The sequence below is a fragment of the Porphyromonas pogonae genome (genome assembly GCF_036320655.1).
Lineage (GTDB): Bacteria > Bacteroidota > Bacteroidia > Bacteroidales > Porphyromonadaceae > Porphyromonas > Porphyromonas pogonae.
In genome coordinates, this window is record NZ_CP143258.1 from 1,323,297 (window position 1) to 1,345,810 (window position 22,514).

A 22,514-nucleotide genomic window follows, 5' to 3' on the forward strand; every position below is an offset into this window, starting at 1 on the left:
TATTATTATAGGTAATTAACCGGATTGGAATTAATTTGACTTATATGAATTGCAAAGTTATGGAATTTATCTGAAATAATCTTATTGAATAACTTTGTTGCAAATATTTCACTCTCGTAATGTCCCACAGTTACTAGGGTAGGCTTACATTCTGCATCAAAAAAGTCATTGTATTTTGCTTCTCCTGTAATATAAACATCCGCTTTTGCTCTTTTAGCTGCACTAAGAAAAGAACCTCCGGCTCCACCACAAATCGCTACTCGTTTTACTTTTTTATGGGGCAAAGTCGAATAACAAACTCTTTCCGCTTGAAAAATATGTTTGATATGATGAATAAATTTCAGGGCATCCTCCTCACTCTCAAGTTCACCTACTATGCCTGTGCCTGCTCCGTCCCATTCATTGCAAAGTGAAATGATATCATAAGCCGGTTCTTCATAAGGATGATTCTCTAACAACGTAGCTAGAGCAAGAGGTTGCAGATAGCTGGGCATAATAAGAGATACACATACCTCTTTTTCCGTATGCAGCTTACCTTGAATTCCCATAAACGGATTGGTGCCATCTCCGGCACGGAATGTACCTTCACCATGCACATTATAGCTACAACAGTCATAGCCTCCAATATGCCCCGCACCTATATCCCACAATGCTTTTCTTAGATCTTCTGCGTGTGTTTCGGGTACATATGTAACTAGCTTTATCAATGTGTTTTTTATGGGTTGTAAGGCTGTGACTTTATTCAGCCCGAAAAGGTCTGCCAATACATAGTTTAGACCTCCGAGAGCATTGTCAGCATTGGTGTGAGCGGAATAAATCACTAATCCTTGCTTGATGGCAAAAAGCACACATCTTTCTATGTAAGTTTTACCGGTTATACTTTTAAGACCTTTGAAAAGCAACGGGTGATGGGCAATAACCAAATTACACCCTTTGCTTACAGCTTCTTGTAATACTTCTTCTGTAATATCCACGCAAAGTAGTGCTCCCGATGCTTCTTGCATGGGGTCACCAATCTGTATGCCACAATTATCATATGATTCTTGCAGGGCAAGCGGCAAGCATGACTCCAGATGGGATAGTATTTCTTTTATAATCATAATGATTTGTGGATTTGTTAAGTTTATAATCTAATAGTAGCATAGTCATACACATACTGTATAAACAATGAGATTAGCTTAATAAAAAAAACGTCCCTCATGAATGCTTATACAAAGGTAATTAAGTTTGTTTTTTGATAAAAGATCGGAAAGCTTATTTATCCAATAATTTTCCCTTGATTTTCATCATAAAATATTGCAAACTTAATACCTTATAATACATCTATAATCAGTTACTACTGCACTGCTTTTAGAACATCGACATTGCCATAACCAAATTGATTACTTCTGTTTTTAGAATATTGGGAAGATTCTATCAATTTATTAATGACTTGCTCTCTTGTCCATTCAGGATGACGAGCCCATACAAGAGCTGTAATACCAGCCATGGAAGCAGTAGCTACAGATGACCCTCCTACATAACTGGCTTTATTATTGTAATAGCTCAATACGGGGACATTGTTCTTACTTCCCTTTCTTTCCATAGTTACAGTAAAATCAATAAGACTACCTGAGTGACAAATATCACACCGAATTTCTTCTCCTTCTTTAACTCCTGTTACGGCAAATGTCTCCTTCATGTTTGCCGGAAATATCACGCCAGCCCAACTAGTCCATGAAGTAGAAGTTCCTCCGGCTGCAAAAATAATTTTACCTTTACTGTAAGCATATTTAATAGCATCAGCAACTTTATTTAGCTTCATGATATGTCCCAACGACATTGATATAATCTTCACATCCTTATTATCGGCAAGTTCTTTGAGTGCCCTGGCTACTCCGTTTTGTTCATTATAACCATCGATCACCACATTTTTTACAGCTCTATACATCACAAGGTTTGCATTATATGCAATACCCACGGGTAGATGATGATCATTCCGGGGAGCCGTAGCTGCTGAAGCCATTTTGGTTCCATGTCCACATTTATCATCCACTCCGTCGTAATTGGTAGATGATGATGGCAACCAACTATTTACATATACACCATGTTTCTCGATATAGCGTCCTTGAGAATAGCCCTCGTTGAATGATTTATTGAGCAGTTCTTGTTCAGGAGAGATACCCGTATCTACTATTGCAAGTGTGATGCCAGCACCTGTGCTGAATTTCCATGCTTCAGGAATTCTATGGATATAGAAGTTCCATGGGACTTTTGCTCCGGGTGCCACCAATATGTAGTCGGCTTCAGCAATTTTGTCATCACTATACCCACAGCCCGATGAATTTCCGGGATCTGAAGAAGATTTATTCTCATTTTCTTGCCCAATGAGTTCGTCTTCAGAGAAAAATCTATAACCTGTGGGTTCTATATAACGCAATCTTTTATCAGCAAGCAGTTCTGCAAGTTTTTCTTTGCTTGCCACTTTAATATCTACAACATTCAAAACAGTGTCTTCGTCAATAAAACCTACTCTCATTGATTGAGACTTAAGTTTTATGGGATCGTAAGCTTTATCTGGCGCTATCTCAAGTAATTGATAAAGTTCATCCCTATTTACGGCCCGGAGATTATGCCCATCTTCGACCGGTGAACTTCCGTAACCAACACTGAGAATGCTGTCGCCACAAACCAAGGCACTCCATACAACGTCAACGCTTTCCTTATTCCATGCGAATTGCCCGGTCTCTTTTATTCGTTTCTTTATGAGGTCGTTGATTTCTTTGTGAGAAAGGATTGATCCCGTTTCCATTCCATTCTCTTCTTCTAGTCTTTGGTTATTGGTGCAGCCAAATAGTATGGCGCAAAAAATAAAGAAAATAAATTTTGTTTTCATTTTGTATATTTATTAAAGATTAGTACAGGTTTCGATTATAATTGAATATAAAAAAGCTAATTAATATTTGTCCTTATATTCCTATTCGATATGAGGAAGATATTAAAAAGGAGTATAAAACAAGTCTATTATATAATCGTTACCCGAAGATCAGTGTTGTCTTAATATACTGCGATCTTCGGGTAAATAGAGTTTGTTGCTAAGTATAAATCCCTAAAGAGAAATAATTACTCTTGCACAGGCTTAAGCGTGAGGTATAATTCTTCTAGCTGTTCATTATCAATCAATGAAGGAGCATCAATCATCACATCACGTCCTGCGTTGTTTTTCGGGAAAGCAATACAATCACGAATACTATCCAGCCCTGCAAAAAGTGATACCCAGCGATCTAATCCATAAGCCAACCCACCGTGAGGAGGTGCTCCGTATCTGAATGCATTCATGAGAAATCCAAATTGCTCTTGCGCTTTTTCAGGAGTAAATCCTAGTAATTCAAACATTTTTTGTTGTAATCCGCTATCATGGATTCTGATAGAACCTCCACCTACTTCTACTCCATTGATTACCATGTCATACGCATTGGCTCTCACTTCCCCCGGTTTGGTATCCAGAAGAGGGATATCTTCGGGTTTGGGTGATGTAAAGGGGTGATGCATAGCATAGAAACGTTTGGTTTCATCGTCCCATTCAAACAATGGGAAATCTACTACCCAAAGACAGGAAAATGTATTTTTATCTCTCAATCCCAATTGATTCCCCATCTCTAGTCTCAATTCACAGAGTTGCTTACGTGTACGCATCACATCATCACCACTCATCAGTAAAATAAGGTCACCCGCTTCCGCTTGCATTCTTTCGGCAAGTTTCTTAAGTATTTCCTGTGAGTAAAATTTGTCCACACTGCTTTTTACAGACCCATCGGCTTCTACACGTGCATATACCAATCCTTTAGCTCCTATTTGAGGGCGCTTTACAAAATCAGTAAGGGCATCCAGTTGTTTACGAGTATATGATGCAGCTGATTTAGCACATATACCACCTATATAGGTTGCGGAGTCGAATACGCTGAAGCCATGTCCTTGCATTACATCCATGACTTCAACAAACGGCATCCCAAAACGAAGGTCAGGTTTGTCACAGCCATAGTATTTCATTGCATCATGCCACGACATACGAAGGAATGGAGTTTCAATGTCAACACCGCGAACCTCTTTGAACAAATGCTTGGTCATTCCTTCAAACATAGTGAGCACATCTTCTTGTTCCACAAAGCTCATCTCACAGTCAATCTGTGTAAACTCAGGCTGCCTGTCTGCTCGAAGGTCTTCGTCTCTAAAACATTTAACTATCTGAAAATAGCGGTCAAATCCGCTTACCATCAACAGTTGCTTGAAAGTTTGGGGAGACTGGGGTAGTGCATAGAACTGATTTGGGTTCATTCTGGATGGTACTACAAAATCTCTTGCGCCTTCCGGGGTTGACTTGATTAGCATTGGTGTCTCTACTTCAAGAAAGCCTTTACTATCAAGATAACGGCGCACTTCTAGAGCAAATTTATGACGAAGTTCGAGATTTGCACGCACATTGCTACGTCTAAGGTCGAGATAGCGATACTTCATCCTCAAATCATCGCCTCCATCCGTATCTTCTTCGATAGTAAAAGGCGGAACTTCTGATTTATTGAGCACCTTTAGAGCCTTAACTTCTATTTCGATGTCTCCGGTAGGAATATTGGCATTTTTATTTGAACGCTCTGATACTATACCTTCTATCTGGATTACAAACTCACGACCAAGATGTTGCGCTTCTTTCGCAATGCTTTGATCTACACGCTCTCCACTGAAAACAAGTTGAGTGATACCATAGCGATCTCTCAAATCTACAAAGGTCATTCCGCCCATACGGCGTACTTTCTGTACCCATCCCGCAAGCGTTACGCAGTCTCCCACATGAGATATGCGTAGCTCACCACACGTATTAGTTCTGTACATACAATAAAGTTTGTTTTGTTCTTTGATTGCAAAAATACTCAAATTAGCTTAATTATATTACAAATAATAAGATAATGAACCCTCAACGTTACGATCTTAACTTATTATACCTCAATTGCCATTAATTTGGTGTTAAGGATTGAATCTCAAATTGGAATGATTGATCATAAAGACATGCCTTCTGATTTGTTATACATACACTTCTTAATAGTACGTTATTTATTCTTCCATCAATACTTATACTTCATTACATATTTAGATTATAAGGTTATTTATTTTTTTGATAAGGCTATTTTTCAGATATATTATTATATTTGTAAATCAACAATAAGAATGATAAAACAAACGATGATTAAGAAAATGTACATGATGATGTCTGTGATGATGCGAATGCCATTCGTAGCAGTGCCTTTATGTATATAGTTATTTATAACAGAAAATAAAAGGGCGTTGCAATTCACATTTGATTGCAGCGCCCTTTTTACTAACGAGCAATACAAACTAATGATACATTTTATAACAATAGTAATGATGATGGCAATGATGATGGACATGATGATGTGTCTGTCTCCACCACTATTGCCATAACAGAATGTAAATTCTTATTAAAAGTCCCTCCGGCAATAGTATTGCGGAGGGACTTTTTTATTATGACTTACAATACTTATTCAATATAAAATCAAAAAGGAATGTCTACGAACAGAAAAACTCAAGCACTTCATGTGGGGTTCAATCCTACTCACTACAATGGAGCCACCAGTGTTCCCTTATTTCAAGGCTCTGCCTATCAGTTCAGAGATTCAGATCATGCAGCAGCTGTCTTTGATCTTACTGAACCAGGATATATTTACACACGACTCAACAATCCTACTACTGATATCCTTGAGCAGCGATTAGCTGCAATAGAGGGTGGAATAGGCTGTGTGGCTACAGCTAGTGGTATGAGTGCTATAGCTACTACTATACTAACACTTCTCAACGCAGGTGATCATATAGTATCTTCTTCGAGTATATACGGTGGAACTTTCAATCTTTTTAGTGTTGCACTTCCCCGTTTTGGTATCAATACTACATTTGTCGATCCGGATGATATGGAAGCATTTGAGAGAGCTATTACCCCTGACACGAAGTTAATCTATACAGAAGCTCTTGGAAATCCCAAACTCAATTTTGCAGATATCGGAAAGCTGTCTCATATCGCTCATAGTCACTTTATACCACTTATTGTGGATAATACTATCACTCCGGGTTTATTGAAACCGATCGAATACGGAGCGGATATCGTAATCCATTCGCTCACCAAATATATTTGTGGTAATGGCACTGCTTTGGGGGGAGCAATTATTGACAGTGGGAAGTTCAATTGGGCGAATGGAAATTTCCCTGATTTCACAGAGCCAAGTCCTGGTTATCATGGACTTGTTTATTGGGAAGTGTTTAATAAAGCGGCCTTCATTGTACGTGCAAGGGTCGAAGGACTCCGTGATTTGGGTAGCACCATAAGTCCGGCAAATTCTTTTCAGATAATACAAGGTTTGGAAACATTGGACGTACGTCTCAAAAGAGTAAGTGAGAATGCTATGAATATTGCCCAATGGTTATATAATCATCCTTTGGTAAAGTGGGTCAATTATCCGGGGTTGACTCTAAGTCCGTATTATAAGGTCTGTTCTCAATATCTCAGAGATGGATTTGGTGGATTATTAACTTTTGGACCTAAAGGAGGCTATGAATCAGCTAAGAAAGTCGCTGACTCTACTCATATATTTAGCCTTGTGGCTAATTTGGGAGACACCAAATCATTACTTATTCATCCTTCAAGCACTACCCATCGGCAACTTACCGAAGAACAACAACGTCAAGCCGGAGTTACTCCTGATCTTATACGATTGTCTGTGGGATTAGAAGATGTGGAGGATTTGAAATCCGATTTGGATCAAGCCCTCATAGTTAGCGCTAGTAATCAACCATAAGTTATGCTCAGATATATATCTATTAATAATTTTTTGTCTGAAAAGGGCAAAGAATATTCGGTAATTACACTAAGTTATGAATTGGCAGGACAGTCGCTTAGCAAAGCACCTATTGTTATAGTCAATCATGCTCTTACAGGTAATTCTTCTGTTGCCGGTGATGACGGTTGGTGGGGGAATCTCATAGGGGAAAATAAACCTGTTGATACACGTAAATACAGCATATTGGCTTTTAATATTCCCGGCAATGCTTACGATGGTAGAGAAAGCGATGATTTTGAAGAGTTCACCCTGTACGATGTAGCACGGCTTTTTATACAAGCGTTGAATGCTCTTAGTATCAATAAAGTATATGCGATAATGGGGGCGTCCATGGGCGGTTCACTTACCTGGCAGATGGCTTTTCTTGCTCCAACCTTGGCACAACGTATTCTTCCCATTGCCTGCGATTACAAAGCTAGCGACTGGCTTATTGCTCAGACTTGGATTCAGAAGAGTATTCTTGAGCATTCCTATAATCCCTTGAAAGATGCTCGCATGCATGCAATGCTGTGTTATAGGACTCCGACTTCTCTCAATGAGAGATTTGGATTACTCAAAAACCGTGATGCTGAAAAATATGATGTAGAGGACTGGTTGGAGTATCATGGAGATACGCTCCAAAAAAGATTCAACCTCTCAGCTTACAAAGTCATGACCTTCCTTACTGCTACTATATTCGTATGTGATGATGCTTCTACGCTCGATATCATACAGTCTGATATACATATGATTTCTATTGATACCGACTTATTATTTACGCATGATCGTGCGCTTGCCACTTTTCAGACCTTGAGCCTTAGCAAAGCTAACGTTACATTGAACACAATCAAGTCCATTCATGGACATGATGCTTTTTTGATGGAATATCAACAATTGGGTAACATTATAAAACCATTATTCTGATAACGATGAGAGTATTGAAATTTGGAGGTAAATCTCTTGATAATGGAGTTGGTCTCCATAAAGTGTTGGGGATAATATTAGATAATTATAACCAAGGCAAACAACCTACAATAATAGTATCTGCACGTGGCGATGCTACAGACCGACTGTTGCATCTTGTTGATTTGGCAGTAAGTGATCGGGCATATGAGGATGAGTTAGATTCTTTCATTACACATCAGCAAGCGGAATCTACGGTAGATCTTTGTGCCGAGTTTGATCGGATTGAAGATCTACTTAGAGGTATAAGACTATTGCATGAATGCAGTTCAAAGACAAAAGACGAAATTGTAAGCTTTGGTGAAATAATCTCATCCAAATTCATAACTCATGAATTGATTCAGAAAGGCTATCCAGCGATAGCTGTGGATGCAGGAGATTTGATCATAACCAATAGTAATTATGGTAATGCCGATGTGGATATTAAAGCATCCGAGCTACAAACAATTTCTTTTTTTGAGTCATTATCAGTTCATCTTATTCCCATCATCACAGGCTTTATAGCCCGTAGTCATGCCGGAAATCGCACCACCTTAGGACGCAACGGGAGTAATTATACAGCAGCGCTTGTTGCCAATTTTCTCAATGCATCAATTTTGGAAAATTATACTCATGTCGATGGTATTTACACTGCTAATCCCTCAGTGGTAAAAGATGCTAAAAAAATAGAGGAGTTGTCGTATTCTGATGCGGCAGAGCTTTCTCAGTTTGGAGCAGACATTCTGCATATCAAAACCATAGAACCATTGCAAAGAAAGGATATTCCTTTACGTGTGCTGAATACTTTTGTTTGTGCTACTACCAATACCGGAACCCTCATCTCATCCCGACCCCAAGACAGGTCTGTGCGTGCATTGGCATCATTGTCTCATAAAGCTCTCATTCATTTTGAAGGGAAAAATATGCTCGGTCGTGCCGGTATAGATGCTCGTATATTTGGTGCTTTCGGTAAAAGAAAAATAAGTGCAAGCCTTGTCTCGCAAGGTTCATCCGAAAGAGGCATTGCCATTGTTGTGAACGAAAGCGATGCTGATAATGCGGTAAAATCTTTGGCAGAAGAATTTCTGGAGGATATCCGCCAAGGGCTTATCTCGGTTATTTATGCGGAAAAAGGGTTGTCTGTATTAGCTATCGTAGGACTTAATTTAGCCGAATTTGATCGTCCATATAAGGCTCTTGTAACAAACCAAATCATACCAATCCTTCTCAATAATGCTATTCCCGGAAATACTTTATGCCTTCTAGTCCGTTCGGAGGAGATTTCAAAAGCTATGAATGTAATACATGGAGAGATATTCGACCGAACCAAAGCTGTACATCTTGCCGTAATTGGACACGGTGCTGTGGGAAAGGAATTCATTGATCAAGTACTTGCTCAACGTAGTCTTATACGCAAGAGAAAGAACATTGATCTTAAAATATTTGCTGTAGCCAATTCTCAAAAGTTATTATTATCGGAAGATGGCATTGGATATGATTGGTCGACTCAAAAAGAACGTATGCCTCCAACATCCGATATTGCCGGGAGTATTATTGACTTCGGGAAGAAGCATTATTTAGAAAATATGATAGTGATAGACAATACAGCTTCCCCCGAAATTGCTATTCAATATGAGACCTTTGCCTCAAATGGTTTTGACATCGTTTCTTCAAACAAAAGAGCTAATACGTTACCATGGATCGAGTACCAAGCCCTCAGAACAGTACTCAAAAACAAACGTAAAACCTACAGATATGAGACTAATGTTGGGGCAGGATTACCTCTTATTGACAATTTGAAGCTTTTGCATCTTGCAGGAGAACGTATTACTCGTATTTATGGATTATTTTCAGGTAGTTTAAGTTTTATATTCAATTCGTTGAGTGAAAATAAGAATCTGTCGGTAAGAGAAGCCTTGCAAGAATCTATACATAGGGGATACACAGAACCTGATCCCAGAGAAGACTTAAGTGGGAATGATGTCGCACGTAAGGTGCTTATTTTGGTACGTGAACTTGATGTTCCTTGTGAACTTTGTGATGTGGACGTGGAAAATCTTGTTCCGAAAGCTTTACGCTCCCTGACTGCAATAGAGTTTCAAGAACGATTTGCAGAGTTCGAACAATTTATAGAGGCTTTTAGAAATTCTTGTAGCGACGAAGAAGTGATGCGATATGTGGGAGAAGTAGTTTGGGATGACAATACTCAGCAAGCCTTACTAAAAGCGGGTTTAAGAAAAATACCTCGAGATAGTCCTTTGGGGATGGTGAGAGGAGCTGACAGTTGTTTTGAAATTTATACAGAAAGTTATGGCTCTAGCCCTATTGTTATTCAAGGGGCTGGCGCAGGAGCCAAAGTTACTGCCAGAGGGGTTTTCGGAGATGTGCTTAGACTTGCTGAAAGGTACCAATGATTAAACTTTTATGGTATATGACTAGATCAGGTGATATACGCAATAATAAAGCTATTAAAATATATATCCTGTTTATATTCTCTTTAGTCTTCTGTAATTCATCTCATAGATTGGACATAAAACTAAGAATTGAGAGATCCGGCTAAAAACAGGTTAATAATAATGCAGGTGTTTCTTGATGTTTGTGGTCTTAGAAGCTGTTTTGAAATGAATGAAGTAAGTTTTTATGGGAGGAAATAACATGTGTGTAATACATTGAAGCATCTAAAAAGAAAATATATGTTCTGTCACATGGTTATGTTTGCGACTTACGCGCAGACCAACAATGAAAGAACATATATATTAAATGATGGATGCAAGCGTTGTCTTTTCAATGTGAATATGATTACCGCAAAAGAATGTTATTTTTTACCAATTGAATGCTTTGTTTTTTCGATGCAAATATTGATGTTTCCATCTTCAAAGATTGATCGCATCATTCTCAAAGATTGGCCTTGTCATTCTCAAAGATTGGATTCACCATTTATAAACATTGATTTGGTCATTCATCTCAGAGAGAATTAAGAAGCTGTTTTGAAATGAATGAAGTAAGTTTTTATGGGAGGAAATAATTAGAAGGTGTGATAGAGGAACTCATGTCATCCTTACATGCGCGTGTTGGCAAAGCTCTCGGACGTTCAGAAAGCCCTGGTATGGGGATTATAGATTCCCGAAGCGTGGGAAGACCTCTCATCATGTCGACTCAGGTCGAGGAATGGACGGAAACAAGAAAATAAAGGGGAGAAAGGAACATATTATCGTTGATAATATGGGACTTCCGATGGCTGTTGCTGTCCACGAAGCCAATATTCATGATAGTAAAGGAGCACCGCAAGCCATTGAAAAGCAAAAAAGCAAAGTTTCCACGTCTAACTAAGATTCTGGCAGATGTAGGCTATCATGGAAGCCTTAAAGACCGGGTAAAAGATAAATTTGGATGGGTGCTGGAAATAGTGCTTAGATCAGACCAATGTCCTTCAAAGTTTCAGGTATTACCTAAACGCCGGATGGTGGAAAGGTCTTTCTCATGGCTTGAGAATTTCAGACGACTTACGATGGATTACGAATTTAAAGCGGATACAGCAGAAGCAATGGTGCAGCTCGCATTCATTCAAATCATGCTTAACAGAATTATTGAATAATTTCAAAACAGCTTCTTAATTTTTTTTGCAAATTTGTATAATATAAGAATGTTGAATTACTAAAAAACTGAGATGATACTAAACATCATTTACCTCCTATTGGGCATGGCATTTATTGTTGGCGGAGCCCATTTCCTCACAGAAGGGGCTGTTTCTATGGCTCGTAAGTGGGGTATATCCCCATTGGTAATAGGGCTTACTATTGTGGCTTTTGGAACATCCATGCCGGAGCTTGCTGTAAGTTGTATTTCTGCATTGAAGGGTAATCCTGATATTGCTATAGGCAATGTGATCGGTAGTAATATATTCAATATATTCATGATACTTGGTATCACAGCCATGATCACTCCGTTGAAAATAAGTATAAGTACCGTAAAAGTAGAAATACCCTTAGTAATACTAGCTTCGGTAGTTCTCTTTGTGATGGCTATGGATATCACTATCAGTGGTCAAACAATGAACATTCTATCAAGAGGAGATGGTATAGTGCTTTTGGCATTTTTTATAATTTTCTTGGCATATACTTTTGCTATTTCGAAAAAACAAAAACCATCTTCTAAAGAAGAGGATCAAGAATTTAGCGATATAAAAGTGTATGCAACATGGTTATCTATTCTCATGTTTCTGGGTGGCTTAGGTGCTCTTATTTTTGGGGGAGATGCTTTTGTAAAAGGCGCTTCAGGAATAGCACTGAGTTTTGGCGTGAGCCAGAGTTTGATTGGCCTTACTATTGTGGCTATGGGTACTTCTCTTCCGGAACTTGCAACCAGTATAGCTGCTGCCCTGAAGAAGCAACCGGATATTGCAGTGGGTAATGTAGTAGGTAGTAATATCTTCAATATATTCTTTATTTTAGGAGTTTCTTCCACCATAACACCAATTAGACCCTCAGGGATAGGTATGATAGACTATATTGTCCTGATGATTTCAGCAGTTATGCTTTGTATTTTTGCTTTGTTTTTTGGAAAGAAGACTATTACTCGAGGAGAAGGACTCGTACTTACTCTTTGCATGATAGCTTATACTTCTTTCTTGATTTATCAGGGCTAACGCCCCCTCCCCAAAAACATAGGGATTGGAAAGGATATTTCATGTGAAGTTCACTACTGATTCTTTTGAAGTTTATTTCATATAAAAAGAGACCCGAAATCCATCAGACGGATTTCGGGTCTCTTTTTATATGAAATAAATTATGCTCCGTAATACTTCGCTTTTAGCTCTGCTACAGTAGGATCTGTGATATAGTCATCATAGTCCATTATCTTGTCAATGATGCCATTGGGGGTAAGCTCTATAATACGGTTGGCTACCGTCTGTATAAACTCATGGTCATGACTTGAAAATAATATATTACCCTTAAATCCTTTGAGCGTATTGTTGAAAGCTTGTATTGACTCTAAGTCCAAGTGGTTAGTTGGGCTATCCAATACAAGGCAGTTGGCATTCTTGAGCATCATACGTGAGATCATGCAACGCATCTTCTCTCCTCCCGAAAGAACAGACGCACTTTTGAGGATTTCTTCTCCACTGAAAAGCATACGCCCAAGGAATCCTTTGAGGTATACATCATTGGTATCGGCTGCAAACTGCGAAAGCCACTCTACAAGGTTCATGTCAGTATTGAAGTAACTGCTATTGTCAAGAGGGAGGTATGCCATTGTGATGGTTTGCCCCCACTCGAATGATCCTGATTCTGGCTTTTCCTCATCATTTATGATCTGGAAAAAAGCAGTCATAGCTCGCGGATCACGGCTGATGAAGATAATCTTATCGTCTTTTTCGACATTGAAGTTAAGATCTTTAAATAGCAATGAGCCATCTTCAGCTTTTGCAGTGAGACCTTTAACTTCTAAAATTTTATTGCCCGGATCACGATCTGGAGAGAATATGATGCCCGGGTAACGTCGGCTACTGGGGGCGATCTCTTCTACATTGAGTTTCTCAAGCATCTTTTTACGACTTGTAGTTTGCTTACTTTTTGCGACATTAGCACTAAAGCGTCGGATAAACTCTTCAAGTTCTTTACGCTTCTCTTCAGCTTTTTTGTTTTGTTGCTGTTGTTGGCGTAGAGCTAGCTGGCTAGATTCGTACCAAAAGCTATAGTTCCCGGCAAACTGTTGTACTTTACCAAAGTCAATGTCTACTGTATGGGTACATACAGAATCAAGGAAGTGTCGGTCGTGACTTACTACCAATACTGTTTGTTCACACTCAGACAGATAGTTTTCGAGCCACGAAACCGTTTCCAGGTCAAGGTCATTGGTAGGCTCATCGAGAAGCAGATTATCCGGCTTACCAAAGAGCGCTCGAGCAAGGAGTACACGCACTTTCTCTTTACCACTAAGGTCTTTCATGAGTGTGTAATGTACATTTTCTTTTATGCCCAAGCCACTGAGTAACGTTGCAGCATCACTTTCGGCATTCCAGCCTTCCATCTCTGCAAATTTATCTTCCAGCTCTGCGACTCTGTTTCCGTCTTCATCATTGAAGTCCGGTTTGGCATATAGGGCATTTTTTTCTTCCATGATGCCCCAAAGCACTGTATGTCCCATAAGCACTGTATCCAGTACAGTATATTCATCGAAAGCAAAGTGATCCTGACTGAGGACTGACAAGCGTTCTCCCGGACCTTGCATCACTGTTCCCTTTGTAGCGTCGAGCTGACCGCTAATCACACGCAAGAGTGTAGATTTGCCGGCACCGTTGGCTCCGATGATACCATAACAATTACCGGGGGTAAACTTCAGATTGACATCTTGAAAAAGTATGCGCTTACCAAACTGCACACTCAAATCATTAACTGCTATCATATATAATTTTGGATATTAATCAGAAAAAGTACACAAAGTTAGTCAAATCCCCTCACCTCCCCAAATAACCTACAATATCAAGGATAAGGAGCTTGGGAGTATATTTGATTGTAAATTTATAAAAGAGTGGCGACTTAAATCTATTTATTAAAATAAGAATGCAAAGGTCTGTATTATTATAAATAATTAATTATATTTGCTCGCGTTTACAGATAGGTTTGGACTATAAGATAGAATATTCAATATTAATATTTTAGAAAATGCTTTTTTGAAATTCTCAGATATAACTTTCATAAACTATAATAATCAGAATTCATGAACAAACGAACTTTATTAGTTGGTGTTGCATTGACTTCTTTTATTGCCTTAGGGGTACAGGACTTGCATGCCGCAAGTATTCCTAATGACAATATATCAGTCGAGGCACAAAATCCCGGTTCATTAACAGGTACAGTCAAGGATAAAGATGGTGCTGTTATTGGCGCAAATATCCGATTGAAGAAAAACCAGGCCAAAGGCACTACTTCAGATGTCAATGGTAAGTTTACTCTTAGCGGATTAAAAAAAGGAGATGTGCTGATCATTAGCTTTGTAGGGTATAAAGATCAGGAAATTGTATACAACGGACAGCAAAATATAGTTGTAACTCTATCGGAAGATTCGCAAGTCCTAAATGAGGTTGTAGTGACAGCTTTAGGAATTAAAAGGGAAAAGAAAGCATTGGGTTATGCTATGCAGGAAGTTAAAGGTGATGACCTGCTCAAAGTGAGAGAGCCCAATGTGACTAATGCTTTGTCCGGTAAAGTATCGGGTGTCCAAATCATCAGATCAAGTAATGGCCCGGGAGGTTCTTCCAAGATCGTTTTGAGAGGTAATAACTCACTTACCGGCAATAACCAACCTCTTATCGTTGTGGATGGAGTACCTATGGATAACTTTACCGGAGCTGATAACAATGATTATTGGAATCCCTCGCCTGATATGGGTAACGGCCTTTCGGACATCAACCCTGAAGATATTGAGAGCATGACTGTACTAAAAGGAGCTTCGGCAGCTGCTCTTTACGGTTCGCGTGCGGGGAACGGTGTTATTCAAATTGTGACCAAAACAGGAAAGAAAAGCAAAGGCTTGGGCTTGACTATCTCTTCCTCTGTCGCATTTGAAGAGTTATTTATGAAGCCCAAACTTCAGAATTCTTTCGGTCAAGGTACCAACGGTGCTTTTAAGAAAGAAGAGAGTAGCAGTTGGGGACCCAAGATAGAAGGTCAGGAATACACTAAATGGAACGGAGAGAAAGATCATATGAGATCTTATGATAACATCAGAAATTACTTCCGTACCGGTGTAAACTTTACCGAGAATGTTTCTTTCTCTCAGCAGTATGAAAAAGCATCAGTTTATACATCTCTTACCAGAACAGATGATAAGAGTAATATCCCCGGGTCATCCTTGGATAGAACAAACTTGATGGTACGTGCTATCTCAAAATTTGGCACTGACGACAAATGGAGCACCGATACTAAAGTCCAATATATCAAAACAAATGTACAAAACAGACCTATTAACGGTGTAAATAGTTCAAACTCATTTTTCATTATGTATTCATTGCCCCGTTCCATGGATATAAGGGATTTTAAAAATCCTCTGAATCCTGATGGTACAATGAGATGGTATGGTGTGGGTAATCAAACAAACCCATATTGGTCCAGCCAGTATAATCTGAACAATGATACCCGCGACCGTTTCTTACTGAATGCTTCTTTGAAATACAAAGCTACAGATTGGTTGGATGCGGAGTTAAGATTTGGATCAGACCAATATTCTACAAGTGTTGAGAATAAAGTTTATGCAGGTTCTCCTATAGTGGGAGGCGGTGGTAGGTATTCTGTGGAGCAGATCAAATTCTATGAGAATAACTACAGCTTCCTTATCAATGCTCACAAAGATAATATTTGGGAAAATTTAGGCGTTGCAGGTTCATTCGGAGGTAATCTTATGGCCAGAAAATATACCGGTATATCTTCCAATTCAGGAGAGCTTATCGTCCCCAACCTTTTCACCCTAAACAATGGTGTAAACAAACCTTCTACTGATGAGTCATATAGTCGTAAAAAGATCAATTCTCTTTATGGAACTTTCCAGCTCAACTGGAATGGCTATCTTTTCCTTGATGGAACTTTGCGTAATGACTGGTCTTCATCGTTGTCCAAGGCTAACCGCTCTTTCCTTTACCCCTCTCTCAACTTTTCTTGGATTATTACAGAGATGTTGCGTAAAAATGATGTGAATGTCCCTTCATGGATCAATTTTGCCAAAGTACGAGCTTCAATGGCACAGGTAGGCAATGACCTTGAGCCATACCAACTCTATAATTCCTATATTATACAAAAAGATCCGCTCGAGGGTACTATAGCCAATCTGGATGGTGTATTGTACAATCAGTCGGTAAGAAGTGAGTTGATAAAGTCTTATGAGTTGGGTGCTGAGGTACGCATGTTTGATAATCGTTTAGGAATAGACTTTGCTTGGTACAGATCCAATGCTACACGTCAGTTGCTTAAGCTTCCCATGGACAATGCCAGTGGATATAACTCCAAAATCATCAATGCAGGTAACATCCAGAATCAAGGTTTTGAGTTGATGTTAAATGCCGATATTATAAGATCAAAAGACTTTAATTGGCACACTATGCTCAACCTTTCTCATAATCGTAATAAAATCGTAGATCTATATAATGACGGTGCTTATACTGTAAATGAATATGAGTTGGGTCGTTTTGAAAACCTCAAGATTGTAGCTATCAGAGGTGGTAACTATGGTGAGATCTGGGGCACTACTTACAAAAGAGTAGAGGATAAAGACAGTGAGTATTTTGGTAAACTTATTGTGGATGGTAACGGCCTTCCTGTAGGAGAGGGGACAATGTCAAAGTTGGGTGACCAGCAACCTGATGTTCTTATGGGGCTTACCAATTCGTTCTCATTCAAAGGTGTAGATTTGAGTTTCTTGATTGATGCTCGCATCGGAGGTAAAATATTTTCAGGAACCAATCGTGCTTTGCAAAGCACCGGATCATCTTCTGTCACTGTGGTAAATGGAGATCGCAAGGATATGGTTGTGGATGGTGTAGTAAAAGGTGATAATGGAAAATGGCAAATCAATAAGAAAGAGATCAAAGTCCAAGATTACTGGAATACGGTGACCGGATCTACCGGTAACTTGGGTATAGGTGAAGCAAATATTTATAACGCTACAAGCGTAAGACTAAGAAATATTTCGTTGAACTATACTTTGCCTCAATCATTACTCAGTCATACACCCATTACTAAAGCCAAAATAGGCTTCTCATGTAATAATGTGTGGATGCTCAAGAGTTACCTCAATGGTATTGACCCGGAATCTGTTTTTGCTACCGGAACCAATGCAGTTGGATATGAATTCTCATCTTCCCCCACTTCGCGTTCATTCTTATTCAATATTACTCTTGGATTCTAATTCTTTTTGAAAGTTTGTTATGAAAAATATAAAATATATAATTGGAGGACTTGTTTTAGGAGGAGCATTGGCTTTTACATCATGCTCTGACTTTGATGATGTCAACGCAGATCCTAAAGCTGCAACAAAAGATCAGGTTTTGTCTGAATATCTTATCAACAAATCACTGGTGGCTGCTCAATTGAACCCTCATATTGCAGAGAGAGCCTTTGTTCTTTATTGGAAAACAGCAGGCCATCAGCAAAGATCAGGCGGTATATCTACCGGTTCTCTGAACGACGGTTGGAGTGTCGATTATTACAATCATATTACCACCAATTGTCTCAAGCCTATCTATGAAGCTATCAAACTCTCAAAGATTAAGATCGATGAGAAAAAGAACAAATCTTATGAACCTACCTTATATGCAGTAGCAAGAATTTGGAGAGCTTATTTGCTTACGGAAGCAAGTGATATGTTTGGCCCCGTAGCTATAGAGGGATATGCCGGAGAAAACCCGCACTATGCTACTACAGAAGATGTTTATAAGTATGCTCTTAAAGAACTCAAGGAGGCATCTGAGATACTCAAAACATCTGAAACACCCAAAGATACTAAAGTCACCGATCTGGATCATATATTCGGCTACAACACCAAAAAATGGTTTGCGTATTCCAACTCGCTTAGAATGCGTCTTGCCATGCGCCTTTCGGAGGTAGCGAAAGACTTAGCTAAGACCAACTTTGAAGAGGCTGCAGCTGCAGGAGGAATTCTTACTGCAGATGGAAGATTTCAATTTGAAGAAAAACCCGGATGGGATGATCTTACCGGCGTAATGAGCCGTGAATGGAATGCGCAGTTTATATCTCCGACATATAATAACCTTGTTTTAGGTTTAGGTGGTATAAAATCAGAGCAATTGATCAAGAATAATGATATCAAAAAGATGATAAAGCCTGCAAATTATATGGGGATGAAGTATGACAAGCACTTTACTCTCAAAAGTAGCGACCCCTCCTGCGGATTTTTCTTTGATGGTATTCCTTACAGCGTTGATCCACGTACATATAATACATTTATTATTCCCGGGGATGTCGATAATCCTGAGTTTTGTTTTTACCCATCATGGGCAAAAGAGGAAACATACAAAACAAAGTATGATCTTAAAAGGCTAGATGACAAGACTAAAACGTTGGATTCGCTCGATGCAAAGTTTACATGGAATGTATGGCCTGCCGGTGACTGGGGTGAAGTAGGTGCTGTCAATGACATGATCCAACTGGGTACAATGCCTCGTTTGGCTCAGAAATTCCGTGGCAGTAAGAATAAAAGGGTATTCCTTGGAGAGTGGGAAACTTATTTCTTGATTGCTGAAGCTGCATTGCGCGGATGGAAAGTTCCTATGGATGCTAAGACTGCTTACGAAGATGGTATCAAAGCTAGCTTTGCTTATAGTGGTGCAGAATTTGTAGATGAATACCTAAAATCTACGGCATACAATAGAGTCGGCACATCTGTAGCATGGGATCATACTGCAGAGCCTCCTGCTACGGTAGAAATGGATTGTATAAACGGCTATACAAAAAAGGAAGAAAAATACACCTACAAATATCCTATAGCAAGTAATACCTTATATGGCAAAGCCCTCAATGATCATCTTACAAAGATCATTACTCAAAAATTTATAGCTAACACCCCTTGGCTGCCGCTTGAGACTTGGAATGATCATAGAAGATTGGGTTTGCCATTTTTTGAAACTCCTGCAGTAGAAAAACCGTTGGTTAATATGCCACAGCTTAATCAAAGCAATTTCATGAAGGAGCAGGTCAATTTCTTCCCTCAACGTCTTAAGTTCCCAAGTTCCATTGAAGTAGGTAATAAACCGGGATATATCGAAGCCGTGAAACAGTTGGGAGGTGAAGATAATGTATTTACTCCTCTTTGGTGGGCAAAGAAAAAATAAGGTAGTCTCAGAACTATCAATTCTCTGAAACGAAAAAAGGGAAAACAGTATCTTAAGCTGTTTTCCCTTTTTTACTTATGGAGACCGTTGCATAGCAGGCCAATTGCTTCGTTGCTTGCGAGATTCGCGCTTGGTCATTTACCTGAAGTAAACTCCCTGTGCACTCACTCTTAGCGCCTTGCACTTTACCTTCTCTGCCCGGTCAAAGTGTCTTTTGTTGGCTTTGCCTCCAAAATCCATGAGACTGTTGACTTTTGCAACAGTCTCTTATGACCTAATCTAAGACTAGACAGGCTATTATTGCCGAAAAAATTGGATCTATACGCCAAATTTTGATCAAATAACTATAATATTTGATTCTTTAGTATGGTATAGAATATATTCTGCTAAGCCCTTTCATTTAGGGAGTAAAATGGGTGTTGTATATATACTCCATATAGCCAAATAGCCTTTAACTATAATTTTGGTTATATTTATTTATATTTGGGTAAAGACAATTGCCTGTAATTTATCACTGATGAAAAATATAATCATTACATGGAACAGTTTACAAGTTTAAGACCGGTAGCACATATTGTTCAAACTGATCAGGAGTGGAAAACTCATGACCTATATCATCATTTGGAGTCGGTATCTAAGCTTTGTAGTGAGTTTGCCGAAAGACTCACGTCGGACAAGCGGTTCGGGTCATTGGGAGCCATCATCGGTAGATGGCACGATGTAGGGAAATATCACCCCCAATTCCAAAACTACATCAAGCATACCTCAGGGTATGATCCCGAAATAAAATCTTCGCAGAAAACCCCACATAGTGCTGTGGGCGCATTATTTGCAACTGATTTGTTCAAAAATCATGGTAAAAGTCCAGCCGGTATTCAGCGTATATTCGAGTACTGCATCAGCTCGCATCACAGAGGACTCTATGACATCAATCCACTACGTAATAGATTGGAATCAATAGAAGAAATAACTAGATATAAATCCTCTCTAAACACTACTGAAAAACAGTTTTTACAAGAAATGATAGATCAGGACAGCAAATTTATGCTAACAAATCCCCTTGATAAGACAAGTAATTCTCACAAGAATAGACAGCTTATCTTAAGAATGTTATTCTCTTGTCTTGTAGATGCCGACTTTTTGGACACAGAGGCATTCATGGATCCTGATAGAAATAAGTTAAGATGTATGATATCAACTCCTGATTTCAGACACCTTCGTGATTTACTAAAGCGAAAAACAGATGCGTTTGATCGTGAGGGCGAGATCAATCACATGAGAAATAAATTTCTTGAGCAATGCAGAACCAGCGGTAAGGTAAGCGAGCGAGGCTATTATTCGCTTTTCCTCCCAACAGGTGCTGGCAAAACTCTCTCGTCCATGACCTGGGCTTTGGAAAATGCTATCTATAACCATGCAGATAGGATTATATACGTCATACCATATACGTCGATCATAAGCCAAACGGCAGCGACATTCCGCGATATATTTGGTGATAATAATGTGTTGGAGCATCATTCAGACATAGACATTGAAGATGAAGAAGTTTATAAAAGAAGTAAGTTATTATCGGAAAACTGGGATGCTCCTATTATTGTAACAACAACAGTCCAATTCTTCGAGTCGCTTTTTGCTAATCGCCCCTCGAAATGTCGTAAATTACACAATATAGCCAATGCCATAGTGGTGTTTGATGAAGTTCAAATGTTCCCGATGAGTTATCTCAACCCGATACTACGAACCATAGATGGTTTGGTTGACGAATTTCAAACACAAGTCTTGTTTTGCACTGCCACACTACCTCTTATGGATGAAATGCCTAAAGATAATGGAATGTGTGATGCGAGATTTTATCCATTACAAGCCGCGGAAATCCACCCTCTAGTGCCTTATAATAAAGAAGAATTCGATGTATTCCGCCGAGCCGACTTCAATCTAATTCCGAAAGAACATACTATTGACTCCTTGTCAGAAGAAATTTGTGCTTGTAATAAGGCCGTACTATGTGTGGTCAATACCAGAAGTGATGCTAAAAAGCTCTATGATGCCATAGTCGCAAAGTCTGAAGGGAATGTAACAATTATCCACCTTTCTCGTATGATGTGCTCTGCTCATATCAAAATCGTATTGACAGATTTAAAAGAGAGATTAAAAAATTGCGAGCAGGTAAAGGTAATCAGTACACAACTCATAGAAGCTGGAGTTGACATTGACTTTCCTATAGTCTATCGTGCTGAGTCGAGCCTAATATCTATCATTCAGGCTGGTGGGCGTTGTAATCGAGAAGGCAGATTACATGAAAATGGTGTAGTCAATGTTTTTAAATTATCCGATGGAAAAAAAACTTTAGGCGAAATGATTCAGGGTACTTATGCTACCAGTGATATGATAAGTAAATATGCTCAAGGTATTGATCTAAACAATCCAGAAATCATAAACGAATTCTATAGGCATTTATATGGAAGAACTTGTTTTGATGAGAAAAAAATTGAAAAAGATTTATGGGATCTTAATAAATATCAAAATTTTTATTTTAACTTTGAGTGTGCCGCTACTAAATTTAAAATGATTGAAAACACTGGTGAGCAAGAAATTTTAGTTCCCTACATGGGAGGTGCTGAGGTCATTGATGAGCTGAGAAACAGAAAAATATTGAATAGGCACATGTACCGTAAAATGCAGCAATACATGGTTCGGGTGAACTTATCTGATTTTGAGAAGCTGAAAAAAAGTAGAAGCATAGAGTGTATACAGATCGGCAAAACAGACATAGTTTACGTTTTGAACCATATAGGATGTTACCATAAATATTCAGGCGTGCTACTTGATAACCCAAATAATGAAACAACAATAATTATTTAGTACCTAAT

General features: G+C 38.9%; 14 protein-coding genes. 10 read left to right on the plus strand and 4 right to left on the minus strand.

The features are described 5' to 3' along the window. Positions 1-5: 5 nt before the first annotated feature. The 3 genes from VYJ22_RS05110 to aspS form a co-directional block, all read right to left on the minus strand. Positions 6-1,100: a Nif3-like dinuclear metal center hexameric protein gene (locus VYJ22_RS05110; protein ID WP_329905436.1), complete on the minus strand. Its 1,095-nt coding sequence runs from the start codon at positions 1,098-1,100 to the stop codon at positions 6-8. A 236-nt stretch (positions 1,101-1,336) separates the two neighbouring features. After that, positions 1,337-2,875, minus strand: a complete 1,539-nt coding sequence (locus VYJ22_RS05115; RefSeq protein WP_329905437.1) for a S8 family peptidase — start codon at positions 2,873-2,875, stop codon at positions 1,337-1,339. Between the two features lie 227 nt (positions 2,876-3,102). Then, positions 3,103-4,866, minus strand: coding sequence for an aspartate--tRNA ligase (aspS, locus tag VYJ22_RS05120; RefSeq protein WP_329905438.1), 1,764 nt, complete (start codon positions 4,864-4,866; stop codon positions 3,103-3,105). Positions 4,867-5,555: 689 nt separating this feature from the next. Here aspS and VYJ22_RS05125 point away from each other — a divergent pair. From VYJ22_RS05125 to VYJ22_RS05155, 7 genes are all read left to right on the plus strand, one after another. Further along, positions 5,556-6,839 carry an O-acetylhomoserine aminocarboxypropyltransferase/cysteine synthase family protein gene (locus tag VYJ22_RS05125; protein WP_329905439.1) on the plus strand — a complete coding sequence of 428 codons (1,284 nt, stop codon included), beginning with the start codon at positions 5,556-5,558 and terminating at the stop codon, positions 6,837-6,839. Positions 6,840-6,842: 3 nt separating this feature from the next. Beyond that, the gene (locus VYJ22_RS05130; RefSeq protein WP_329905440.1) at positions 6,843-7,784 is read left to right on the plus strand and encodes an alpha/beta fold hydrolase; all 942 of its coding nucleotides are present in this window, start codon (positions 6,843-6,845) and stop codon (positions 7,782-7,784) included. 5 nt (positions 7,785-7,789) lie between these two features. Then, entirely contained in the window at positions 7,790-10,216 is a 2,427-nt protein-coding gene (locus VYJ22_RS05135; RefSeq protein ID WP_329905441.1) for an aspartate kinase, read from the plus strand. Positions 10,217-10,836: 620 nt separating this feature from the next. After that, positions 10,837-10,992: a hypothetical protein gene (locus VYJ22_RS05140; RefSeq protein WP_329905442.1), complete on the plus strand. Its 156-nt coding sequence runs from the start codon at positions 10,837-10,839 to the stop codon at positions 10,990-10,992. Next, positions 10,971-11,132, plus strand: a complete 162-nt coding sequence (locus tag VYJ22_RS05145; protein ID WP_329905444.1) for a transposase — start codon at positions 10,971-10,973, stop codon at positions 11,130-11,132. The genes VYJ22_RS05140 and VYJ22_RS05145 overlap by 22 nt, the downstream gene beginning before the upstream one ends. After that, the gene (locus VYJ22_RS05150) at positions 11,068-11,397 is read left to right on the plus strand and encodes a transposase (RefSeq protein ID WP_329905446.1); all 330 of its coding nucleotides are present in this window, start codon (positions 11,068-11,070) and stop codon (positions 11,395-11,397) included. The genes VYJ22_RS05145 and VYJ22_RS05150 overlap by 65 nt, the downstream gene beginning before the upstream one ends. Positions 11,398-11,469: 72 nt before the next feature. Beyond that, positions 11,470-12,447 (plus strand): calcium/sodium antiporter, encoded by a 978-nt coding sequence (locus tag VYJ22_RS05155; RefSeq protein ID WP_329905447.1) that lies wholly within the window; start codon positions 11,470-11,472, stop codon positions 12,445-12,447. Between the two features lie 140 nt (positions 12,448-12,587). Here the strand turns inward: VYJ22_RS05155 and VYJ22_RS05160 are convergent, their stop codons facing one another. Further along, a complete protein-coding gene (locus VYJ22_RS05160; protein ID WP_329905449.1) occupies positions 12,588-14,207 on the minus strand; it encodes an ABC-F family ATP-binding cassette domain-containing protein in 1,620 nt (539 codons plus the stop codon). A gap of 315 nt (positions 14,208-14,522) precedes the next feature. On the opposite strand from VYJ22_RS05160, the gene VYJ22_RS05165 reads away from it, so the two are divergent. From VYJ22_RS05165 to cas3, 3 genes are all read left to right on the plus strand, one after another. After that, positions 14,523-17,702 carry a SusC/RagA family TonB-linked outer membrane protein gene (locus tag VYJ22_RS05165; protein ID WP_329905451.1) on the plus strand — a complete coding sequence of 1,060 codons (3,180 nt, stop codon included), beginning with the start codon at positions 14,523-14,525 and terminating at the stop codon, positions 17,700-17,702. A 19-nt stretch (positions 17,703-17,721) separates the two neighbouring features. Further along, entirely contained in the window at positions 17,722-19,644 is a 1,923-nt protein-coding gene (locus VYJ22_RS05170) for a SusD/RagB family nutrient-binding outer membrane lipoprotein (protein WP_329905452.1), read from the plus strand. A gap of 537 nt (positions 19,645-20,181) precedes the next feature. Then, positions 20,182-22,506 (plus strand): CRISPR-associated helicase Cas3', encoded by a 2,325-nt coding sequence (cas3, locus tag VYJ22_RS05175; protein WP_329905454.1) that lies wholly within the window; start codon positions 20,182-20,184, stop codon positions 22,504-22,506. Positions 22,507-22,514 lie beyond the last annotated feature (8 nt).